The sequence below is a fragment of the Kribbella jiaozuonensis genome, from assembly GCF_005233875.1.
Lineage (GTDB): Bacteria > Actinomycetota > Actinomycetes > Propionibacteriales > Kribbellaceae > Kribbella > Kribbella jiaozuonensis.
Genome location: NZ_SZPZ01000002.1, coordinates 1,492,741 through 1,511,157, shown reverse-complemented (window position 1 = coordinate 1,511,157; position 18,417 = coordinate 1,492,741). Strand labels below are relative to the sequence as shown.

General features: G+C 67.9%; 16 protein-coding genes. 10 read left to right on the top strand and 6 right to left on the bottom strand.

The window, feature by feature from the left end; translation table 11 throughout:
• The first annotated feature begins 46 nt into the window (after positions 1-46).
• The 7 genes from FDA38_RS18780 (at position 47) to FDA38_RS18750 (ending at position 9,186) form a co-directional block, all read left to right on the top strand.
• Entirely contained in the window at positions 47-814 is a 768-nt protein-coding gene (locus tag FDA38_RS18780) for an ABC transporter ATP-binding protein (protein ID WP_137255296.1), read from the top strand.
• Positions 814-2,748: an FtsX-like permease family protein gene (locus tag FDA38_RS18775; protein WP_137255295.1), complete on the top strand. Its 1,935-nt coding sequence runs from the start codon at positions 814-816 to the stop codon at positions 2,746-2,748. The genes FDA38_RS18780 and FDA38_RS18775 overlap by 1 nt, the downstream gene beginning before the upstream one ends.
• 132 nt (positions 2,749-2,880) lie before the next feature.
• Positions 2,881-5,328 (top strand): DNA gyrase/topoisomerase IV subunit A, encoded by a 2,448-nt coding sequence (locus FDA38_RS18770; RefSeq protein WP_137255294.1) that lies wholly within the window; start codon positions 2,881-2,883, stop codon positions 5,326-5,328.
• Between the two features lie 4 nt (positions 5,329-5,332).
• A complete protein-coding gene (locus FDA38_RS18765) occupies positions 5,333-6,040 on the top strand; it encodes an LppX_LprAFG lipoprotein (RefSeq protein ID WP_137255293.1) in 708 nt (235 codons plus the stop codon).
• Positions 6,037-7,704 carry an MFS transporter gene (locus FDA38_RS18760; RefSeq protein ID WP_137255292.1) on the top strand — a complete coding sequence of 556 codons (1,668 nt, stop codon included), beginning with the start codon at positions 6,037-6,039 and terminating at the stop codon, positions 7,702-7,704. The genes FDA38_RS18765 and FDA38_RS18760 overlap by 4 nt, the downstream gene beginning before the upstream one ends.
• Before the next feature lie 46 nt (positions 7,705-7,750).
• The gene (locus tag FDA38_RS18755; protein WP_137255291.1) at positions 7,751-8,692 is read left to right on the top strand and encodes a sucrase ferredoxin; all 942 of its coding nucleotides are present in this window, start codon (positions 7,751-7,753) and stop codon (positions 8,690-8,692) included.
• On the top strand, positions 8,689-9,186 hold the full coding sequence (locus FDA38_RS18750) for a beta-class carbonic anhydrase (protein ID WP_137255290.1): 498 nt from the start codon (positions 8,689-8,691) through the stop codon (positions 9,184-9,186). The genes FDA38_RS18755 and FDA38_RS18750 overlap by 4 nt, the downstream gene beginning before the upstream one ends.
• On the opposite strand, the gene FDA38_RS18745 is transcribed toward FDA38_RS18750, so the two are convergent.
• Positions 9,170-10,069, bottom strand: a complete 900-nt coding sequence (locus tag FDA38_RS18745) for a TetR/AcrR family transcriptional regulator C-terminal domain-containing protein (protein WP_137255289.1) — start codon at positions 10,067-10,069, stop codon at positions 9,170-9,172. The genes FDA38_RS18750 and FDA38_RS18745 overlap by 17 nt on opposite strands.
• Positions 10,070-10,150: 81 nt before the next feature.
• Here FDA38_RS18745 and FDA38_RS18740 point away from each other — a divergent pair, with 81 nt between their 5' ends.
• Both FDA38_RS18740 and FDA38_RS18735 read left to right on the top strand, forming a co-directional pair.
• Complete coding sequence (locus tag FDA38_RS18740) at positions 10,151-10,723, top strand: GNAT family N-acetyltransferase (RefSeq protein WP_137255288.1); 573 nt, start codon at positions 10,151-10,153, stop codon at positions 10,721-10,723.
• Complete coding sequence (locus FDA38_RS18735; protein WP_137255287.1) at positions 10,720-11,568, top strand: alpha/beta fold hydrolase; 849 nt, start codon at positions 10,720-10,722, stop codon at positions 11,566-11,568. Before FDA38_RS18740 ends, FDA38_RS18735 begins: the two co-directional genes overlap by 4 nt.
• Here the strand turns inward: FDA38_RS18735 and FDA38_RS18730 are convergent.
• Positions 11,562-12,332 carry a carbonic anhydrase gene (locus FDA38_RS18730; RefSeq protein ID WP_233714786.1) on the bottom strand — a complete coding sequence of 257 codons (771 nt, stop codon included), beginning with the start codon at positions 12,330-12,332 and terminating at the stop codon, positions 11,562-11,564. The two genes, FDA38_RS18735 and FDA38_RS18730, sit on opposite strands and share 7 nt — an antisense overlap.
• Before the next feature lie 133 nt (positions 12,333-12,465).
• Between FDA38_RS18730 and FDA38_RS18725 the strand changes: the two genes are divergently transcribed.
• Positions 12,466-13,788: a C15 family peptidase gene (locus FDA38_RS18725; protein WP_137255286.1), complete on the top strand. Its 1,323-nt coding sequence runs from the start codon at positions 12,466-12,468 to the stop codon at positions 13,786-13,788.
• A 49-nt stretch (positions 13,789-13,837) separates the two neighbouring features.
• Here FDA38_RS18725 and FDA38_RS18720 read toward each other — a convergent pair whose 3' ends face one another.
• The 4 genes from FDA38_RS18720 to FDA38_RS18705 are packed head-to-tail and all read right to left on the bottom strand — an operon-like array spanning position 13,838 to position 18,417.
• On the bottom strand, positions 13,838-15,133 hold the full coding sequence (locus tag FDA38_RS18720; RefSeq protein ID WP_137255285.1) for a Gfo/Idh/MocA family oxidoreductase: 1,296 nt from the start codon (positions 15,131-15,133) through the stop codon (positions 13,838-13,840).
• Between the two features lie 10 nt (positions 15,134-15,143).
• Positions 15,144-15,974, bottom strand: a complete 831-nt coding sequence (locus tag FDA38_RS18715) for a carbohydrate ABC transporter permease (protein ID WP_137255284.1) — start codon at positions 15,972-15,974, stop codon at positions 15,144-15,146.
• Positions 15,971-16,948: a carbohydrate ABC transporter permease gene (locus FDA38_RS18710; protein WP_233714785.1), complete on the bottom strand. Its 978-nt coding sequence runs from the start codon at positions 16,946-16,948 to the stop codon at positions 15,971-15,973. Before FDA38_RS18710 ends, FDA38_RS18715 begins: the two co-directional genes overlap by 4 nt.
• Positions 16,949-16,953: 5 nt before the next feature.
• The gene (locus FDA38_RS18705) at positions 16,954-18,417 is read right to left on the bottom strand and encodes an ABC transporter substrate-binding protein (protein WP_170989783.1); all 1,464 of its coding nucleotides are present in this window, start codon (positions 18,415-18,417) and stop codon (positions 16,954-16,956) included.

Below are 18,417 nucleotides of genomic sequence, written 5' to 3'. Positions count from 1 at the left end.
ACCACGGGCCAGGGTTTCGTGCCCGCTTCCGCGGTTGCCTGGTTCCATGACCGCTACCGCGCCTTCGTACCCGACCGTCTCGCCAGTCGAGCCGCCTGCGCTGCTGCTGGACGGCATCACCAAGACGTACCGCTCCAAGGCCGGCGCGGTCGACGCGCTGCGCGGAGTGACGTACCACTTCGCCCGCGGCTCGTTCACGGCCGTCATGGGCCCATCCGGCTCCGGCAAGTCGACGCTGCTCCAGTGCGCCGCCGGACTCGACCAGCCGACCACGGGCAGCGTCGTACTCAATGGAGTGACGCTGAACGGGCTGAACGAGGTCGAGCTGACCAAACTGCGCCGGGCGGAGATGGGCTTCGTCTTCCAGGCGTACAACCTGCTGCCGTCGCTGACCGTGTACGACAACGTCGCACTGCCGCTCCGGCTGACCGGACGCCGGCCGTCGCGGAACGACGTACACCGGGTGCTGGATCAGGTCGGGCTGGACGGCAAGGCGAAGCGGCGGCCGGCGGAGCTGTCCGGTGGTCAGCAGCAGCGGGTCGCGATCGCACGCGCACTGATCACCCAGCCGTCGGTGTTCTTCGCCGACGAGCCGACCGGTGCGCTGGACAGCGGCACCAGCCGTCAGGTCCTCACGCTGTTGCGAGAAGCAACCGACCGTGCCGGGCAGACCGTCGTCATGGTCACCCACGACCCGGTTGCGGCGGCGTACGCCGAGCGCGTGCTGTTCCTGTCCGACGGACTGCTCGCCGGACACCTCGACCGCGCCACGCCGACCCAGATCGCCGCGGCCATGAGCGACCTGGAGCAATGATGTTCTACCTCAGCCGACAGACCGTCAGTCGCCACCGGTCGCTGTACGCCGGGTCGTTCGTCGCGCTCGCCGTCGGAGTCTTCCTGCTCGGGCTGGCTGCGACGGCCACGGCAGCGACCATCGCGTACCGCGGGCCGGCCGCGTCCGCGATCACAGTTACCACGCTCGGCGGCGACGACGCAGCACCTCGGCAGATCAGGGTGCCGTTCTCGGACGCCGACGTCTCCGGTCTGCAGGTCGTCCTGAACATGGTCGGGGCGATCAGCGGGTTCATCACGATCTTCGTCATCGCCAGCACCTTCGCCTTCGCGGTCGCATCTCGCCGGCAGGAGATCGGTCTGCTGCGACTGATCGGCGCGACTCCACGTCAGATCCGCCGGATGGTCCTCGGCGAGGCGCTCGTCGTCGCACTGGCTGCGTCATTGACCGGCGCGGTCGCGGCTCAGCTCGCGACCCCGCTCCTGTTGGCGAAGGCGTCGTACACCGAGCTTGCGCCGGTGAGACTCGATCCGGCGTCACCGTGGTTGCCGCTGGCGATCGCTGTTGTGGCCGGGCTGCTGGTCGCGATGCTCGGGGCGCGGTCGGCGGCGAGGCGGGCTGGGCGGGTCGGGCCGATCGATGCGTTGCGGGAGGCTGCGCTCGAGCCGCCGCGGATCGGGGTGGTCAGGATCATCTTCGGCCTGTTGTTCATGGGCGGCGCGATCACGATGCTGTCGCTGATCCGGCCGTCTAGCGGCGACGGCGCCGTACCGCTGGCGATGTTCACGCCGATGGTGATGGTGATCGCGCTGACGCTGCTCGCGCCGCTCGTCGTACCGGTGGTCGGGCGACTGTGGGCGCTGCCGCTGGTCGCGTGGACGCGCGTGTCCGGTCGGCTGGCCCGTAGCAACGTGGTCGCCGCGCCACGCCGAAGCGCGTCGCTCGCCGCACCCATCCTCGCGATCTCGGCCGTGGCCGGCTCAATGGTGTTGAGCCTGAGCTTTGCCGCGGACAGTGCCGGAGCGACGATCCGGGATGGCGTCCGCGCGCCGATCGTCGTCACCGGAGGTGCGCCAGTTGCAGGGCCTGGAGTGAAAGCGGTGGATGCCGCCGTGCCGCTGCAGATGGTGCGGATCGATCGGGATGATGCGGAGCTGGAGGACGTCGAGGGCATCGATCCGGCGGTCGCCACGCAGACGCGGGATCTGACCGCGCTGTCCGGGGATGTCGGTCAGCTCACCGGGAATACGGTTGCTATTGGCAAGGAAATGTCCGGGTTCGAGGGGTACAAGGTCGGCGACGAGATCCCGCTGGTGTTCGTGGACAGGACGCCGGTGAAGCTGCGGGTGGTGGCGATCGTGACGGACGCGTTCGGTGTGAACGCGTCGCTGCTGATCCCGCTCGACCTGGCCCGCAAGCACGCGCCGAAGGCCGAGCCCGAGCGCCAGTTCGTGCTGCCGGCCGACGGCGTCGATCCCGCGAGCCTGGTGAAGCAGTTGCCGAATGCGCAGCTGGCGGCGGACTGGGAGGCCGACCAGGCGGACGGCGTACGCAAGGGGAACCAGTTCGGGCTGATCCTGCTGCTCGGTCCGGCCGGGCTGTACAGCGCGATCGCGATCGCCAACACGCTGCTGATGGGCAGCCTGCAGCGGCGGCACGAGTTCGTCACCTCGCGGCTGCTCGGCGCGACGCCGGCGCAGATCCGGCGGATGGTGCTGTGGGAGTCATCGCTGGTCGGAGCGGTCGCGCTGAGTCTCGGTACGGCGATCACCGTGACGGTCGGGGTCCTGATCCGGCACGCGATGAACGCGGGGCTGGCCGACGTACCGTTCACGGTTCCGTGGGGTGTACTGCTGGGGATCGGCGGCCTTTGTCTGATCCTGGCGGTAGGGTCCGCTCTGGCCCCGACCACGTACATCCTGCGCCGGTCACAGCCCTCCGCAGTAATGGAATAGACCGGTACGGCGGAGATCATCGGCGCAAGGGTGGGTCGTGGCCGGGCAAACAGCCGTTGACCAGGGACAATGGGTACGGCGCCGGACCGTCGCGGCGTCGTACCGGTTTGATCGAGGAGCTCGTAGACCCGCATGGCACGCCGTACCAGCACCGCCGAACCCGAAGACTTCGAGGAGCGCATCCTCGACATCGACGTCTCCGACGAGATGCGTACCAGCTACCTGGAGTACGCCTACTCGGTGATCTACGCCCGCGCGCTGCCCGATGCGCGGGACGGGCTGAAACCGGTGCAGCGGCGGATCCTGTTCTCGATGGCGGAGAACAACATCCGCCCCGACCGCTCGCACGTGAAGTGCGCCCGCGTCGTCGGTGAGGTCATGGGTAAGTACCACCCGCACGGCGACGGCGCGATCTACGACGCCCTGGTCCGGACCGGGCAGTCCTGGTCGATGCGGGTGCCGCTGATCGACCCGCACGGCAACTTCGGCTCGCTCGACGACGGCCCGGCCGCGATGCGGTACACCGAGTGCCGGATGGCGCCGCCGGCGATGGCGATGACGGCCGGCCTGGACGAGAACGTCGTCGACTTCAAACCGAACTACGACGGCCAGGAGAACGAGCCGTCGGTGCTGCCGGCCGCCTTCCCGAACCTGCTGGTCAACGGCGCCACCGGGATCGCGGTCGGGATGGCCACGAACATGGCCCCGCACAACCTGGTCGAGGTGATCCAGGCGCTCCGGCACCTGATCAAGACGCCCAGCGCCGACATCGACGACCTGATGCGGTTCGTGCCCGGGCCGGACCTGCCGACCGGCGGCAAGATCGTCGGCCTGGAGGGCATCAAGGACGCGTACGCGACCGGCCGCGGCAGCTTCAAGATGCGCGCCACCGCCCGGATCGAGAACGTCACCCCGCGCCGCAAGGGCATCGTCGTCACCGAGCTGCCGTACGCCGTCGGCCCGGAGAAGGTGATCGAGAAGATCAAGACGCTGGTCCAGGCGAAGAAGCTGCAGGGCATCGCCGACGTCAAGGACCTGACCGACCGGACCCACGGCACCCAGCTGGTGATCGAGGTCAAGAACGGGTTCGTCCCCGAGGCGCTGCTGGAGCAGCTGTACAAGCTGACCCCGCTCGAGGACGCGTTCCACGTCAACAACGTCTGCCTGGTCGAGGGCCAGCCGCGGACGCTCGGCCTGAAGCAGCTCCTCGAGGTCTACCTCGACCACCGGTACGACGTGGTCCGCCGGCGCAGCGAGTTCCGCCGGAAGAAGGCGCAGGACCGGCTGCACATCGTCGAGGGCATGCTGATCGCGATCCTCGACATCGACGAGGTCATCCAGATCATCCGCAGCAGCGACGACTCGGCCGCGGCGCGGTCCCGGCTGATCGAGATCTACGACCTGTCCGAGATCCAGGCGAACTACATCCTGGACATGCCGCTGCGCCGGCTGACGAAGTACTCCAAGCTCGAGTTGGAGACCGAGAAGGGCGAGCTGGAGCGTGAGATCGAGGCGCTGACCGCGATCATCGACGACCCGAAGCTGCTGCAGAAGACGGTGTCCGACGAGCTCGCCGAGATCGCGAAGACGTACGGCACCCCGCGACGGACCGTCCTGCTGGAGTCGTCCGGCGCGACCAAGACGGCCGCGGTGCCGCTCGAGGTCAGCGACGACCCGTGCTGGATCCTGATGAGCTCGACCGGGCTGCTCGCCCGGACGAACGGGGTCGAGCCGTTCGGCGGCGGCGACGCGCGGGCGAAGCACGACGCGATCGTGTCCGCGGTGAAGAGCACGGCGCGCGGGCAGTACGGCCTGATCACGAGCGCGGGCCGGTTGATCCGGCTCGAGTCGCTGGACCTTCCCGCCGTACCGACGACCGCTGCCGCGCCGAACTTGCAGGGTGGCGCGCCGATCGCGGAATTCGTGTCGCTGGAGCCGGGTGAGAAGGCGCTGGCGCTGACGACGATGGATCCCGACTCGGTCGGTGTTGCTCTCGGTACGACGGGCGGCGTGGTGAAGCGGGTCCTTCCGGACCACCTGAGCAACCGCGACTCGTGGGAGATCATCGGGCTCAAGGACGGCGACGAGGTCATCGGCGCGGTCGAGCTGTCCACGGGTGAGGAGGAGCTGTGCTTCATCACGTCCGACGCGCAACTGCTGCACTTCCCCGCGTCCGCAGTACGGCCGCAGGGACGGACCGCAGGCGGTATGGCCGGTGTTCGGCTTGCTGCGAAGGCGAAGGTGGTGTTCTTCGGAGCCGTCGACGCCGGCCGGGAGGCGCAGGTCGTCACGATCGCGGGTTCGTCGTCGGCGCTGCCGGGGACGGAGGTCGGCGCGGTGAAGGTGACGCCGTTCAGCGAGTACCCGGGCAAGGGTCGCGGGACCGGTGGTGTGCGCTGCCAGCGGCTGCTGAAGGGTGAGGACGGGCTGCTGCTCGGCTTCATCGGTGCGGCGCCGGTGAAGGCCAGCGCGAGCAGTGGCGCTCCGGTGGATCTCCCGCCGATCGACCCGCGCCGGGACGGTTCCGGCGTACCGGTCGCGCAGCCGATCGCTGCGTGCGCTGCTGATCTGGCAGGCTGACCCCGTGAAGAGACTGCTCGCGCTCGGCGCGGTCGTAGTACTTGCGCTGGCCGGATGCAGCGACAAGAAGGACGACGGCGGCGGGGGTGGGCAGTCCGGCGGGGACGCGGTCGCGCTGCTGACCGACGTCAAGAAGACGATCGACGACGCGGCCAGCGTGCACATCGTGCTCACCGGGCGCGATCTGCCGGACAACGCGCAGACGTTGGCCAGCGGTGACGGCGTCGCGACGCACGCGCCTGCATTCAAGGGCAAGCTGACGGTCCGGTCCGCGGGTGCGCCGATCGACGCCCAGGTGGTCGCGGTCGGCAGCAAGGTGTACGCCAAGCTGTCGTTCACGCCGAGCTATATCGAGCTCCCACCGTCGCAGCTGGCCTCGCTCGGTGCGCCTGACCCGGCGATCCTGCTCGACCCGGCGAAGGGCCTGACCGCGGTCCTGCCGACGATGAAGGACCCCAAGATCAAGGGCGAGACCCGCGAGGGCGCGAAGGTGCTGACCGAGGTCACCGGCTCGGTCCAGGGCAAGGACCTGCAGGGCATCTTCCCGAAGGCGCCCGCTGACCAGGACTTCCCGAGCACGTTCAAGATCGACAAGGACGCCAAGCAACTCGTCTCGGCCACGATCACCGGGCCGTTCTACTCCGGCGCCACCAGCAGCTACGACGTCACCCTCGACAAATACGGCGAGAAGGTCGAGATCACCAAGCCGTGAGCGACAGCTCGGCGAGGACGCGACTGACGCTGGCGTCCATCGCGGTCGCGTTCGCTGCGGCGGACACGTACGTCGTGGTGCTCGCGTTGCCGGACATGATGGCCGGCGTCGGGCTGTCCGCGGACGAGCTACAGCGGGCGGCGCCGATCATCTCGGGCTTCCTGCTCGGGTACATCGCCGTGCTGCCGTTGATCGGCCGGATCGCGGATGTCGTCGGTCGGACGCCTGTGCTGGTTGGTGCGCTGCTGCTCTTTGCGGTCGGGTCGCTGATCACTGCCGGTGCGTACGACCTGCCGCTAGTGGTAACCGGCCGGTTTCTTCAGGGGGTCGGTGGTGGTGGGCTCGTTCCAGCGACGCTCGCGCTGGTTGCTGATCTCTGGCCGGCCGACCGGCGTGGGCTGCCGCTCGGCGTGGTCGGCGCGGTGCAGGAGCTGGGGTCGGTCCTTGGTCCGCTGCTCGGCGCCGCCGTACTCGCCGTGGCCGACTGGCGCTACATCTTCTGGCTCAACCTGACAGTCGCGGTGGTCCTCGCGCTGCTGCTGCGCGGTGTTCGCCGGCCACCGCTGTCTGCGGTTGTCGGCTTACTAGCCTGTGTCGCGCTCGGGCTTACGCTCACGGCGCCCGACCGGCTCGCGTCCGGTGTCACGCTCGGCCTGCCCTTCGTACCCTTCACCGGAACCTCCCGGCTGCTGACGCCCATCGGTGTCGCGACTCTCGTGCTGGCAGTCATCTGGCTCGGGTTGGTGTTGTGGCAGGCTCGCGGCCGCCTCGGCGGCGTGCTGTCGCAGGTCGATCTGCTTGGCGCACTGCTGCTCGCGCTCGCGCTCGCAGGTGTCGTGCTGGCCTTCGCAACGGCGGACCCCGAACGTCAGTTGATGTCCCCCGCCGGTCCGTGGCTGCTTGTCGCGGCTGCTGTCTTCGCAGTGGCGTTCGCGCTATGGCAGCGTCGTACGGCGGCGGCCATCGTGCCTCGTGGTCTGCTGGGCGCCCGTCCTGCCTGGGGCTCGTTGGTAGTCAGCTTCCTCATCGGGTGTGCACTGATCGCGGCGCTGGTCGACATACCGGTCTTTGCGCGCACGACCCAAGGCGGTGGGCAGCTGGCGGCCGCACTGGTGCTCGTGCGGTTCCTGATCGCGCTGCCGGTCGGCGCGGTTGCCGGTGGGTGGCTGACGCGCCGCTACGGGCTCGGACTGATCGCAGGGGCCGGGCTGGGGTTGTCCGGCGCGATGTTCGTGGTGATGGCGTTCTGGAGCCGTACGGCGCTCGACCACTGGCCGGCGACCGTCGTACTGCTGGTGTGCGGTTTCGGGTTCGGACTTGCGCTCTCGCCGCTGAACACGGCCATGCTCGGCGCAACACCTGCCGACGCCCACGGCCTGGTCAGCGCGCTGGTGGTCGTCGCGCGGATGGTCGGCATGCTCGTCGGCGTGTCGGCGCTGACCGCGATCGGGCTCCGGCGGTACTACGCCATTGCCGACGGCATCAAATCGCCGAACGAGCTGTGCCCGTCCTCCCCCGGCAACTGCCGCCCGTTCGTCGACGCGCTCCGCGACGCGGCCGTTTCACAAGTTCACGCGATCTTCGCCGGCGCTGCCGTGTGCGCGTTCCTGGCCGCCGTCCTCGCCGCACTCCTGCTCGGTCGACGTGGTCTAACGCACACATGATGATCATCATGAGGGACAGCCGTCTCACCTCGCGTACCGTGAGGGTGTGACCCCCGCGCCCGAAACCACCGGCCCGCCCGGCCTGTGTTCGACGTACTGCCGGGTACTGCGTGAGCCGCTGGCCGGCACCGCGGTCGTGGCCAGGGGCTGGGTCGTCGTCGAGCAGCCCGGGCCGTGGGGCGCGAAGGCGCCGACGCAGAGTCATCTCGACGCGTCGTTCGGCGGAGCGTTCGACGACGAGTGCAAGAAGGCTGATGTCCGGTTCGGGCTGGTCCGGTCGACGGGCCGGCACGCGGACGCGGTCGAGCGATCGCACCAGGTGTTCGTCGCCTCGACCACGCCGGGCCGGAGCTGGCTGCTTGGTGGGCGGGTCGCGGACCCGTCCGAGCTCGGCGACCTCGATCTCGATGCGGTCGCGCGTGGTGATCGCGCTGCGGTGATCGCCTCACTGCCCGGGCTGCTGCCGGTCGTCGACCCCGTCGTACTGGTGTGTACGAACGGCAAGCGCGACGAGTGTTGCGCGATTCTCGGCCGGCCGCTGGTGTCAGGGCTCGCCGAACGGGCACCGGGGCGCGTGTGGGAAGCCAACCATCTCGGCGGACACCGCTTCGCGCCGACCGCGACGTACCTGCCGGCCGGCACGATGCACGGGCATCTCACCGTCGAGACAGCGGTCGAGGCGCTGGCCGCGGCCGATCGTGGCGAGACCATCCTGACCGGGCTGCGCGGCCGGTCCACCTGGAGCAAGCGCGGTCAGGCGGCCGAGGTCGCCGTACGAGAGCTCACCGGCGAGCTCTCCCTGGATGCGTTGCACGTCGTGGCCGAGGGGCCAGACACTGTCACCGTCCAGCACCTCGACGGACGGTCGTGGATCGTCCCGGTTACCAGCGCGCTCGCTGACCCTCCCCGTCCGGACTCGTGTGGAAAGGAACCGTTTGCAATGTCGATCCTGCAAACCGGAACTCCAGTGTCAGGTGCAATCCGATGAGCGGCGGCTTCGACGATCTGCTCGCGGCGAACGCGGAGTACGCGGCCGACTTCCACTACGGCGGGTTCGACGGGATCGCGCACGCCGGGATCGGCCTGGTCACCTGCATGGACTCCCGGATCCCGCCGCTGGAGATGCTCGGCCTCAAGCCGGGCGACGCGAAGGTACTGCGCTCCGCCGGCGGGCGGGTCACCGAGATCACGCTGACCGGACTGGTGCTCGGCGTACAACTGCTCGGCGTACGCCGGATCATGATCATCCCGCACACCCGCTGCGCGATGGCCGCGATGTCCGAGGACGACCTACGCGCAAAGGTCGAGCAGGCCGCAGGCAAGCCGGCCGGCTACCTACCGATCTCGGTCATCCCCGACCAGCTCGAGGCCCTCCGCCGCGACGTCGCCGCCGTCCGCGAACACCCCCTCATCGGCGACGACATCCTCGTCGGCGGCTTCATGTACGACGTCGACAACGGCCGCCTCACCCAGATCGACTGAGCAGCACCTCGAACCCGTCGAGGTGACGGGCAAGGCTGTACTCGAACAGTTCGTTGAGGTCGGAGACGGCGTTCTCCGGAACGGCTGCGAGCAGTGGGAAGCGGCCGGTGCTGAGGAGTTCTTCGGCGCGGCGGCGTTTGTCGATCCACCAGCGGTCAAGGGTCAGGCCGGTCTCCTGCTCGGCCTCGACCTCGTCCGCCATCGCGCGGGCCGCGGTAATGACGAGGCCGTGGAGGGTGAGCGCTTCGCGGATGCAGATCTCTGTCGGGAGGCCTAGGCCGTCGAGGGCTCGCAGGGTCCATTCGGTTTGGGCCGTGAGGTTCGGGACGAGCAGTGGGCGGGTGAAGGACACCGCTGCCGGCAGCCAGAGGTGGCGGTGGCACAGCTCCCATTGCCGGCGGGCGATCAGTTCCAGCTTGGCCCGCCAGCCGTCGGGTCCGGGATCCGGAAGTTCGTACTCCCCGAAGACGGCGTCCACCATCTCGGTCACCAACTCGTCCTTGTTGGCCACGTGGCGATACAGAGACATCGTCCCGACGCCCAGCTCCACTGCCACGCGTCGCATGGAGACGGCCTCGATGCCCTCGCCGTCCCCCACCAGCACTGCCGCCCGCATGACCTGCCCTCGAGTCAACACCGGGCGCCCGCCGCTGCGCTGCTCGCCATCCCTGGCCCGGCGAGGTTGTGGAGCAACTACCGTGCCGGAGCCGACCTTGGTCTCGACCAGGCCGGCGTCACGGAGCGCGGCCATCACCTTCGTCGCTGTCGCGATCGCGATCCCCCAGCGACGCGCGATCTCCCGGACCGACGGCACCCGCTCCCCCGGCGCCAGCTCGCCGGTCAGGATCAGGGTGCGCAACTCCGCCACCACCTGTTGATACATGACCTCAGTGTACTAGTTCACTCATGACACTTTTTTCCTTGTCTATAAGGGTTCTCAGCGTCCTTTGAGTACGGTGTACGCATGATCCATCGCGCCACCCCCGCCGACTATGAGGCTCTGATAGCGATCCTCACAGAGGCATTCACCGACGACCCGATCGTCACCTGGCTCTTCCCCGACCCGGCATCCCGGGCCGAACTCCAGGCGACGCTCTACTACCGTCCGCTCCTCACCCACCCGGCCGCCGAGGCCGATCTCATCTCGCCCGACGCCGGTGCAGCCATCTGGCTCCCGCTCGCCACCGGGCAACCGCCGTACGGCGACCAGCCCGCTCCGACGCCTCGGTTGCAGGAGCTAGGCGAGGCGCTCGCTCAGCGGCATCCGCACGACCAGCCGTACCTGTATCTGCTCTCCATGGGAGTCGCAGCGGCCCACCGCGGTTCTGGGCTCGGGTCGGCGATGCTGCGGCACCGACGGCAGTACGCGGACTTGCTCGGCCTCGGCACGTACTTGGAGGCCAGCTCACCCCGCAGCCGTGCCCTGTACCTCCGCCACGGCTTCCAGGACCACGGCACACCAGTCCAACTCGCCGACGGCCCACCGCTCTGGCCGATGTGGCGACCCAGCACACCAACGACAGGAGACCATCAATGAGCCGTCCGATCTTCGTTTTCGTCCACGGCACGCACTCGTCTGCTGCAGCCTGGACCGACCTTGTCAACGAGCTGACCCTGCGCGGCCACCGCTGCGTCACGGTCGACCTGCCCGGCCACGGCACCAACGGGTTCTTCCCGCATTCCTACCAGGCACCTCAGGACCTCCGCGGCCTCGCTACCGAGCCGTCTCCGCTCGCAAGCCTCACCCTCGACGACTATGTCGACCACACGATCAGCGTCGTACGCCGGGCGCGTGAACTCGGCCCCGTGATCCTCGTCGGCGCGAGCCAGGGCGGGGTGACGCTGAGCCGCGTCGGCAACGCCGTACCGGAGCTGCTCGAGCGCGTCGTCTATGTGTCGGCGTATTGCTGTGTCGACCTGCCGAGCATGGCGGACTACTTCGCCACGCCCGAGAACAGCGAGAGCCTGGTCGATCAGGTCACCAAGGCCGTCGCCGGCGACCCCGCGGCACTAGGCGTTGCGCGGGTGAACTGGCGGACCGCCGACCCGGACCTGATCGCCGGTATCAAGGAGTGCCTCGCCGCCGACTTCACCGACGAGGCGATGCACAACCTGCTGAACCACTTCCAGCCCGACGAGCCGGTCGCCATCCCCGCCTCCGACGCCCGAGGCCACGCAGACACCTGGGGACGGATCCCCCGCACGTACGTCCGCTTCACCGAGGACCGCCTGATCCCACTCGCTCTCCAGGACCGCTTCATCGCCGAGGCCGACCGCCTCACACCCGAGAACCCCACCGACGTCCACGACATCCCTGCACCCCATGTAGGCCCGATGTCTCGCCCTGACCTCATCGACGTCCTGGCAACGCTCGCTCAGTGAAGGATGACCTTGCCGGTGTCGAGTTCGTAGTACGCGCCGGCGAGCTTGAGCTTGCCTGACTTCTCCAGCGGGCCGATGACGGGTGACTGGCGGAGCTTGGTGAGGACGAGGGCGACGTTGGCTTGTACGGCGTTGGTGAGGCGGTCGCCGGGTTTGCCGGTGACCTGGCGGACGGCTGGGGCGAGGGTGTCGACGAGGTAGTCGAGGCCGCTTGTGTGGGAGGTGCGCTGGGTGGCGTCCAGGGCCTTGATGGTGGCGTCCAGGGCACCGCAGCGTTGGTGGCCGAGGACCAACAGGAGTGGGGTGTGGAGCTCGGCGATGCCGAACTCGATGCTGCCGGTCACCGACTGGTCGAGCGCGCCACCGGCACTTCGTACGACGACCAGATCACCGAGCCCCTGGTCGAAGACGAGCTCGACCGGCACGCGGGAGTCGACGCAGCCGAGGATCGTGGCGAAGGGATGCTGGCCTTTGCTCACCGCCACTCGTCGCGCGATGCCCTCGTCCAGCTCCTCCTCCTGAGCTGCGACGAATCGCACGTTCCCCGCCATCAGCCGCTCCAGCGCCTGGTTGCCGTTAGCAACCACAGGTGAGGTGGCCGGCGGCGGGGCGCTCGGAACCCGCGTGCTGCCGGCGGACTCGACCCGGTCGTGTGTGCAGCCGGCCAGGGCTGCCGTGGCGACGGCGCCTTGTGCGGCCGCAGCCAGCGCGCCGGTGAGAACGCGGCGGCGTGAGGGCATCGGAACAGCGGGCGGCTTACTCAACGACGTCCTCCTCACACACAGACGGCCGGGGCGGTGCCGTCAGATCGACCGTAGCAGATTGCATACAGTCTGCAGTACTCTCAGGGTCTTCGAATCTCTCGGCCCACGGCGGAAGATCTGATAGACATCCCGTATGAGACTCCGCCCCAGCTCATTCCACCGATCCCTGTTCGTCGGCGCTCTGGCGCTGACAGCTGTCCTGTCCGGTGCTCCGATCGCCCACGCCATACCCGACGCCGCGCCGACACTCCGCGGCGACCAGGCGACCGGCTGCCTCGATCACTCGATCGTCGGCACGGTCGAGGAACAGCGCCTGGACAGAGGCGTGGCCGATGGCCCGTCCGTCCCGGCGGAGATCCTCCGGCGGTCCGGCTTCGACCGGCAGGTCCAGCTGTTCGCCAGCCTCCTGTGCCGGGTCCCCAACCGCCAGGCCGCAGCAGCACTCGTCCGCACCCAGGGCGAGACCCTCTGGCGTACGGCGACGCACCGGGCTCAGCACCCCGTACGCGGAGCCGACGCCCTCCCCGCCACCGACGACCGCGGCCTGTACTGGGCGCGGATCTCGATGGCGTTCGCCCTGCGCCAATGGCAACCACGCTTCGGCCTCGGTACGACGGAACGCGCCGGGCTGATCAAGTCGTTCGAGTACGCCTCCCGCGGCATCACCAGCACCCGCTTCACACCCGGCGTACGGAAGATCCTCGTCACCGGGTTCGACCCGTTCACGCTGGACGCGGACATCCGCATCGGCAACCCGTCCGGCGCGAACGCGCTCACGCTCGACGGTCAGCGCTGGACCGTGAACGGCAAGACGTACGAGATCCAGACCGTCGTCTTCCCCGTCCGCTACACCGATTTCGACGAGAGCATGGTCGAGAACGCTCTCGCACCGCATTACCGCCCAGGTCCGCAGCACGCCGATCTCGTCATGACCGCGAGCCAGGGCCGCGTCGGCATCTTCGACCTCGAGGTCTTCAACGGCCGACGTCGCTCGGTCAGCTCGATCGGCGACAACAACAATCTCTGGGGCGGCGGCACGATCAACGCCCCGGTCGTCTCCCCCAGCATGCCGCCCGGCCCCGAGTTCATCACCTCGAGCCTTCCGCTGGCCCGCATGTCGCACGCCGACGTCACACCGTTCCGGACCCGCGTCAACACGTCAGTCCTGGAGATCCCGGCCGGCCAGACCGAGCCGGTACGCCGACCCGACGGCCCTACGCCCGGCTCGATCGCATCGGAGGGCACCGGCGGCGGCTACCTCTCCAACGAGGTCGCCTACCGCAACACCCTCCAACGCGACCTCCTCGACCCGTCGATGCCGGCCGGCCACCTGCACGTCCCGGTCCTCTCCTTCGACCCGGCCAACAAGACCGCGATCACCGACCCCACGTACGAAGCCAACCGCGAGTCCATCGTCACCGGCGCCCACGCAATCCTCCGCGCAGCGCTCGGCTAGTACAGAAAACTGATCATCGCCACGCTCGGCTTGATCACTATTCTGTCCATCAGATGGCCAGTACGTCGGCGGTCTGGACGGGCAGCCCTGTTTCGAAGGAGCGGTTGGCTGCTAGTCCGGTGACCAGGGCCAGGGCGGCTTGGCGGGCGTCGGCTATGTCGGCTCCCTCGGTTGGTTCGTCGTCGAGGAGGGCCGCCAGGACGCGGGCGTCGGCGCCGCCGTGGCCGGCGTGGTCGTGGGCGACGGTCTGGTCGATGGGTGGCTCCCACAGCGGCCGGAGTGTGATCGACGTACGTCCCGCGGTTGGTGCGGCGAGGTCGCCGTGGACCCAGCCCTTCGCTGATTCGACCCGCAGATTTGGGGCGGTAAATGTCGACTCTTCGACATTGAGCTCCAGTCGGCCGCGCGATCCGTTGAACATCACGCGGTAGCCCTCGGAGGGTGAGTACGCCGTCAGGTGGTACGTCATCGTCGCGCCGGTGTTGTAGGAGACGAGCAGGGCCATGTCGTCCTCGATCGTCACGCCGGGGGCGAAGACGTTGCGGTCGCGGTAGTAGCCGTCTTCGGCCTCAGCCTCCAGATAGAGCTCGCTCAGCGTCGCGTTGTCGGCGAGGTGCAAGGCGAACGGGTCGTCGAGCGCCTCCGGGGAACCGTGCACGCGGATATACGGACGCGCGTAGCCGTGTCGCTGGCCGGGGCCGTAGAACGCCAATTGTCCTTGTGCATAGACGATCTGGGGCTCCGCGCCCAACCACCAGTTGACGAGATCGAAGTGGTGGCTGGCTTTGTGGACCATCAAGCCGCCGGAGTTCGCCTTGTCGCGATGCCAACGGCGAAAGTAGTCCGCGCCATGGGACACGTCGAGCAGCCACTCGAAGTGGACCGAGTGGATGTCCCCGATCGCACCCTCGGCCAGCAGCGAACGCACTCGTCGATGCACGGGGTTGAAGCGATAGTTGTAGGCCACCGACAACGAGCCGCCCGTCTCCCGAACCGCGGCGAGGATGCTCGTCGCCTTCGCGGCATCGGTCGTCATCGGCTTCTCGCTGATCACGCGTACGCCGGCCCGCAGCGCCGCCTCGATGTAGAGGTTGTGCGTCGCGTCGACGCTCGTCACGATCAGCAGCTCGATCCGCTCGACCCGCAACATCTCCTCGAACCGCCCCGGCGGCCATTGATGCGCAGTACGACGACCGGCCGCGAGCAGCATCCGGTTGTGGAAGGCCATTCGGACCGAGTTCGGGTCGCACAATGCGACGACGTCGTACCCGTCCCGCTTGGCCAGGCCTTCGGTGAAGAGTTGTGCGCGGTTCCCGGTTCCGACGATTGCCGTCCGCACAGGCATGGACTACCTCCTATTGCTTGACCGCACCGGCCAGGCCGTTGACGAAGAAGCGCTGCAGGAGCACGAAGAGCAGGATGATCGGGGCGAGCGTGATGACCGTGCCGGCGCAGAGCAGCGTCCACTCGGTCGAGTTCTCGCCGATGAACGCGTACATGCCGATTGCGAGCGTGCGCAGCTCGGGGCGGCCGAGCGTGAACACCAGTGGGATGAAGAAGCTGTTCCACGCCGTGATCGCGGTGAACAGACCGACCGTGGCGAGCATCGGCCCGGACAGCGGCAGCATGATCCGCGCGAACGTCTGGTGGAAGTTCGCGCCGTCCACCATCGCGGCGTCCTCGAGCTCCTTGTCGATCGCCATGAAATACCCCATGAACAGGAACGTCCCGAACACCACTCCCCCGGACGCCTGCACGATGATCACCGACCACAGGCTGTTCAGCAGATGCACCCGTTGCATCAGGTCGAAGACCGGGATGATCGTGTACCCGTGCGGCAGGAACAGCGTCGCCGACACCAGCCCGAGGCAGAACCCGCGGCCCGGGAACCGTGTACGGGCAAGTACATATCCCGCGCAGGAAGTGACTACTAAAGTGATCACCACCGTGCCTACGGTGATCAGAATTGTGTTCATGAAGTACCGGCCGAACGATGCCTCCTGCCAGGCGTTCAGGTAGTTCGCCCAGAGGAAGTGTGAGGGCATCGGGTTCAGCCCGTCGGTGAAGAAGTCGTCATCGCTCTTCAGCGAAGACCCGAGCGCCCAGAACAGCGGATACAGCCAGGCCAACCCGCTGACCAGCAACGCCACATGCGTCATCACGGTCACCATGCGCCGCCGGGTCATGATGAGACACCTCTCCGACGAGCGAGTGAACGCAGTACAACGACTTGGACCACGGAGAAGCCGATCAGGAGCAGGCCGTAGATGAACGACGCCGCCGAGGCCAGGCCGATGTCCGGCTGGACCGCGTTGGCGTTACTGCCGCCGAACGCCAGGTGGTAGATGTACGTGTTCACGACCTCGGTGGCGAAGAACGGACCGCCGCTGGTCAGCACCTGCACCAGGTCGAAGATCTGGAAGGTCCCGATCACCGCCAGGATCACGATCACCACGCCGACCGCGCGCAGCATCGGGATCGTGATGTAGCGGAACATCGCGATCCGGCCGGCGCCGTCGAGCCGTGCGGCCTCGTAGAGCTCGTCCGGGATCGTCTGCAGGCCGGCCAGGAAGTACACCAGGTTGTAGCCGAACGTGTGCCAGATCCCGACCAGGATGATGATCGCCATCGCGAAGTGCGGATCCCCCAGCCAGTCGATGTGCTGGTGGATCAGATGCAGGTTCAGCAGCAGGGTGTTGATCGAGTCACCGAAGTTCGACACCAGCAACTGGATCACGACACCGATCACCGCCGCGGACGTGACCACGGGCAGGAAGAACAGCGTCCGGTAGAACGACGCGAAGCGCAGCCGTTTGTTGTTCAGCACCAGCGCGAGCGCCAACGCCAGCACGAGCTGGATGGGTACGACGAAGGCGGCGTACACGAAGGTGTGACCGAGGGATCGCCAGAAGATGCTGTCGTGCACGATCTGCCGGAAGTTGGCCAGGCCAACGAACTCCGACGGGTCACCGATCCCGTCCCACTTGTAGAACGTGTAGCCGAGCGACGCGATGATCGGATACACCACGAACGCGAGCAGCAGCACCATCATCGGCGCCAGATACACGTACGACCACAGATAGGTACGACGGCGCGCCCGCCGCCGGGCCGCCGCTGGTGGCGGCCCGGTAGCGGTCACGTCCTGCCGTACGGCGGTCATCACCATCAGGCGCCCGGCTTCGTCGTGTAGGCCTTGGTGAGATCCCAGTCCGGGAACGCGAAGTCCTTCGCGGCGACCCCTGGCGCCTTCTTGATCGCGTCACCGAGCGCCTGGTTCATCTTGCCCTCGAGCTCGGTCAGCGCACCCTGCGGATCCTTGAGCTGACCTGTGTAGATCCCGGCGAGTACGTCGTTGATGTCCGGCTTCACTGCAGACAGCTGGACCGCCGACACCTTCGGGTTGCGGATCGCCGGCTGCGGACCGACCACGGCCGTGCCCGACATGCCGACGTACTGCGCGAACGGTGCGAAGGTGACGCTCTTCGGGTCGTTGTTCTTCGCGTACACCGATAGCCCCTGGCCCTGCTCGACCCACCGCTTCCCCGCGTCCGCGCTGTACAGCCAGTCGAACCAAGCCCACGCCTCGTCGGCATGCGGCGTCTTCGACGAGACCGCCACGAACCGCCCGCCAGGAGGCCCGTAGAACAAGGCCTTGGGAGCCTCGCTCGGACTGGGCAACGTGACGAGGCTGTAGTCGGTGAACTTGTGCTGCGTCCACTCCGGCTGGTTCCACACTCCCCCGACCGTCATCCCGAACCGGCCGCGCTCGAAGAACGCCCGCGCCTGCTCGTCGGAGATGCTCATCGAGTTCGGGTAGAACCAGTTCTTGTTCTTCCACTCCATCAGCAGGTTGATCACGTCGAGGTAGTTGCGATCGCTGCCGAAGGTCCAGTGCCCGACCCGGTAGTCCATCCCGTCGATGCCGCCGACCGCGGCACCACCCGGCGAGCCGGCGCCGCGGACGAACAGATCCAGCCACCAGGCCAGGGTCGTGTTCGTCGAGTTGCCGAAGCCGAACGGTGCGACCTTTCCACCGCTCTTCGACGCGATGGCGTCGGCTGCGTGCGTCACGTCGTCCCAGGTCTTCGGCAGCTTCACACTGCCGTCGTCGTTGGTCAGACCGGCGTCCTTGAAGACACCGTGGTGGATGTAGAGCTGCAGCGACGGCGCCGGGGCAGCGAACGGCGCGGTGTAGACCTTGCCGCCGAAGACGTCCACTCCCTCGACGAAACTGTCGGACGGGAAGCGGGACTGCCACGAGGTCGTTGCCCACTTGTCGACCGGCATCAGCCAGTCCTGTGACACCTGCTGGCTGAGCTGCGGGCTCTTCGGCACCATCAGGATGTCCGGCGGGTTGTTGCTCCGGTACGCCAGCGACACGAGGTCGGCGTACTTGTCACTGACCTGCGTGGTCTTCTTGACCGCAATCTCCGGATGGGCCTGCTGGAACAGCTTGATCTCGTTGTCGACCCAGCCGGCCTGGCTGGCGTACCAGTCCCAGTAGGTGATGGTGGTCTTGGCCTTCGATCCCGAGGCGTCGTTGCCCGAGGAGCAGCCGGCGAGTGCGCCCGCGCCGGCCAGCGCGGCCGCACCACGCAGCAGCGACCGCCGTGAGATGGGTGATGACAT

Excerpts from the sequence above, each read along its gene's own strand:
- FDA38_RS18740 (WP_137255288.1), top strand. The coding sequence starts at position 10,151 with ATGATCCATCGCGCCACCCCCGCCGACTATGAGGCTCTGATAGCGATC.
- FDA38_RS18775 (WP_137255295.1), top strand. The coding sequence starts at position 814 with ATGTTCTACCTCAGCCGACAGACCGTCAGTCGCCACCGGTCGCTGTAC.
- FDA38_RS18750 (WP_137255290.1), top strand. The coding sequence starts at position 8,689 with ATGAGCGGCGGCTTCGACGATCTGCTCGCGGCGAACGCGGAGTACGCG.
- FDA38_RS18715 (WP_137255284.1), bottom strand. The coding sequence starts at position 15,974 with ATGACCCGGCGGCGCATGGTGACCGTGATGACGCATGTGGCGTTGCTG.
- FDA38_RS18745 (WP_137255289.1), bottom strand. The coding sequence starts at position 10,069 with ATGTATCAACAGGTGGTGGCGGAGTTGCGCACCCTGATCCTGACCGGC.
- FDA38_RS18780 (WP_137255296.1), top strand. The coding sequence starts at position 47 with ATGACCGCTACCGCGCCTTCGTACCCGACCGTCTCGCCAGTCGAGCCG.
- FDA38_RS18770 (WP_137255294.1), top strand. The coding sequence starts at position 2,881 with ATGGCACGCCGTACCAGCACCGCCGAACCCGAAGACTTCGAGGAGCGC.
- FDA38_RS18735 (WP_137255287.1), top strand. The coding sequence starts at position 10,720 with ATGAGCCGTCCGATCTTCGTTTTCGTCCACGGCACGCACTCGTCTGCT.
- FDA38_RS18710 (WP_233714785.1), bottom strand. The coding sequence starts at position 16,948 with ATGACCGCCGTACGGCAGGACGTGACCGCTACCGGGCCGCCACCAGCG.
- FDA38_RS18725 (WP_137255286.1), top strand. The coding sequence starts at position 12,466 with ATGAGACTCCGCCCCAGCTCATTCCACCGATCCCTGTTCGTCGGCGCT.
- FDA38_RS18720 (WP_137255285.1), bottom strand. The coding sequence starts at position 15,133 with ATGCCTGTGCGGACGGCAATCGTCGGAACCGGGAACCGCGCACAACTC.
- FDA38_RS18705 (WP_170989783.1), bottom strand. The coding sequence starts at position 18,417 with ATGTCATCACCCATCTCACGGCGGTCGCTGCTGCGTGGTGCGGCCGCG.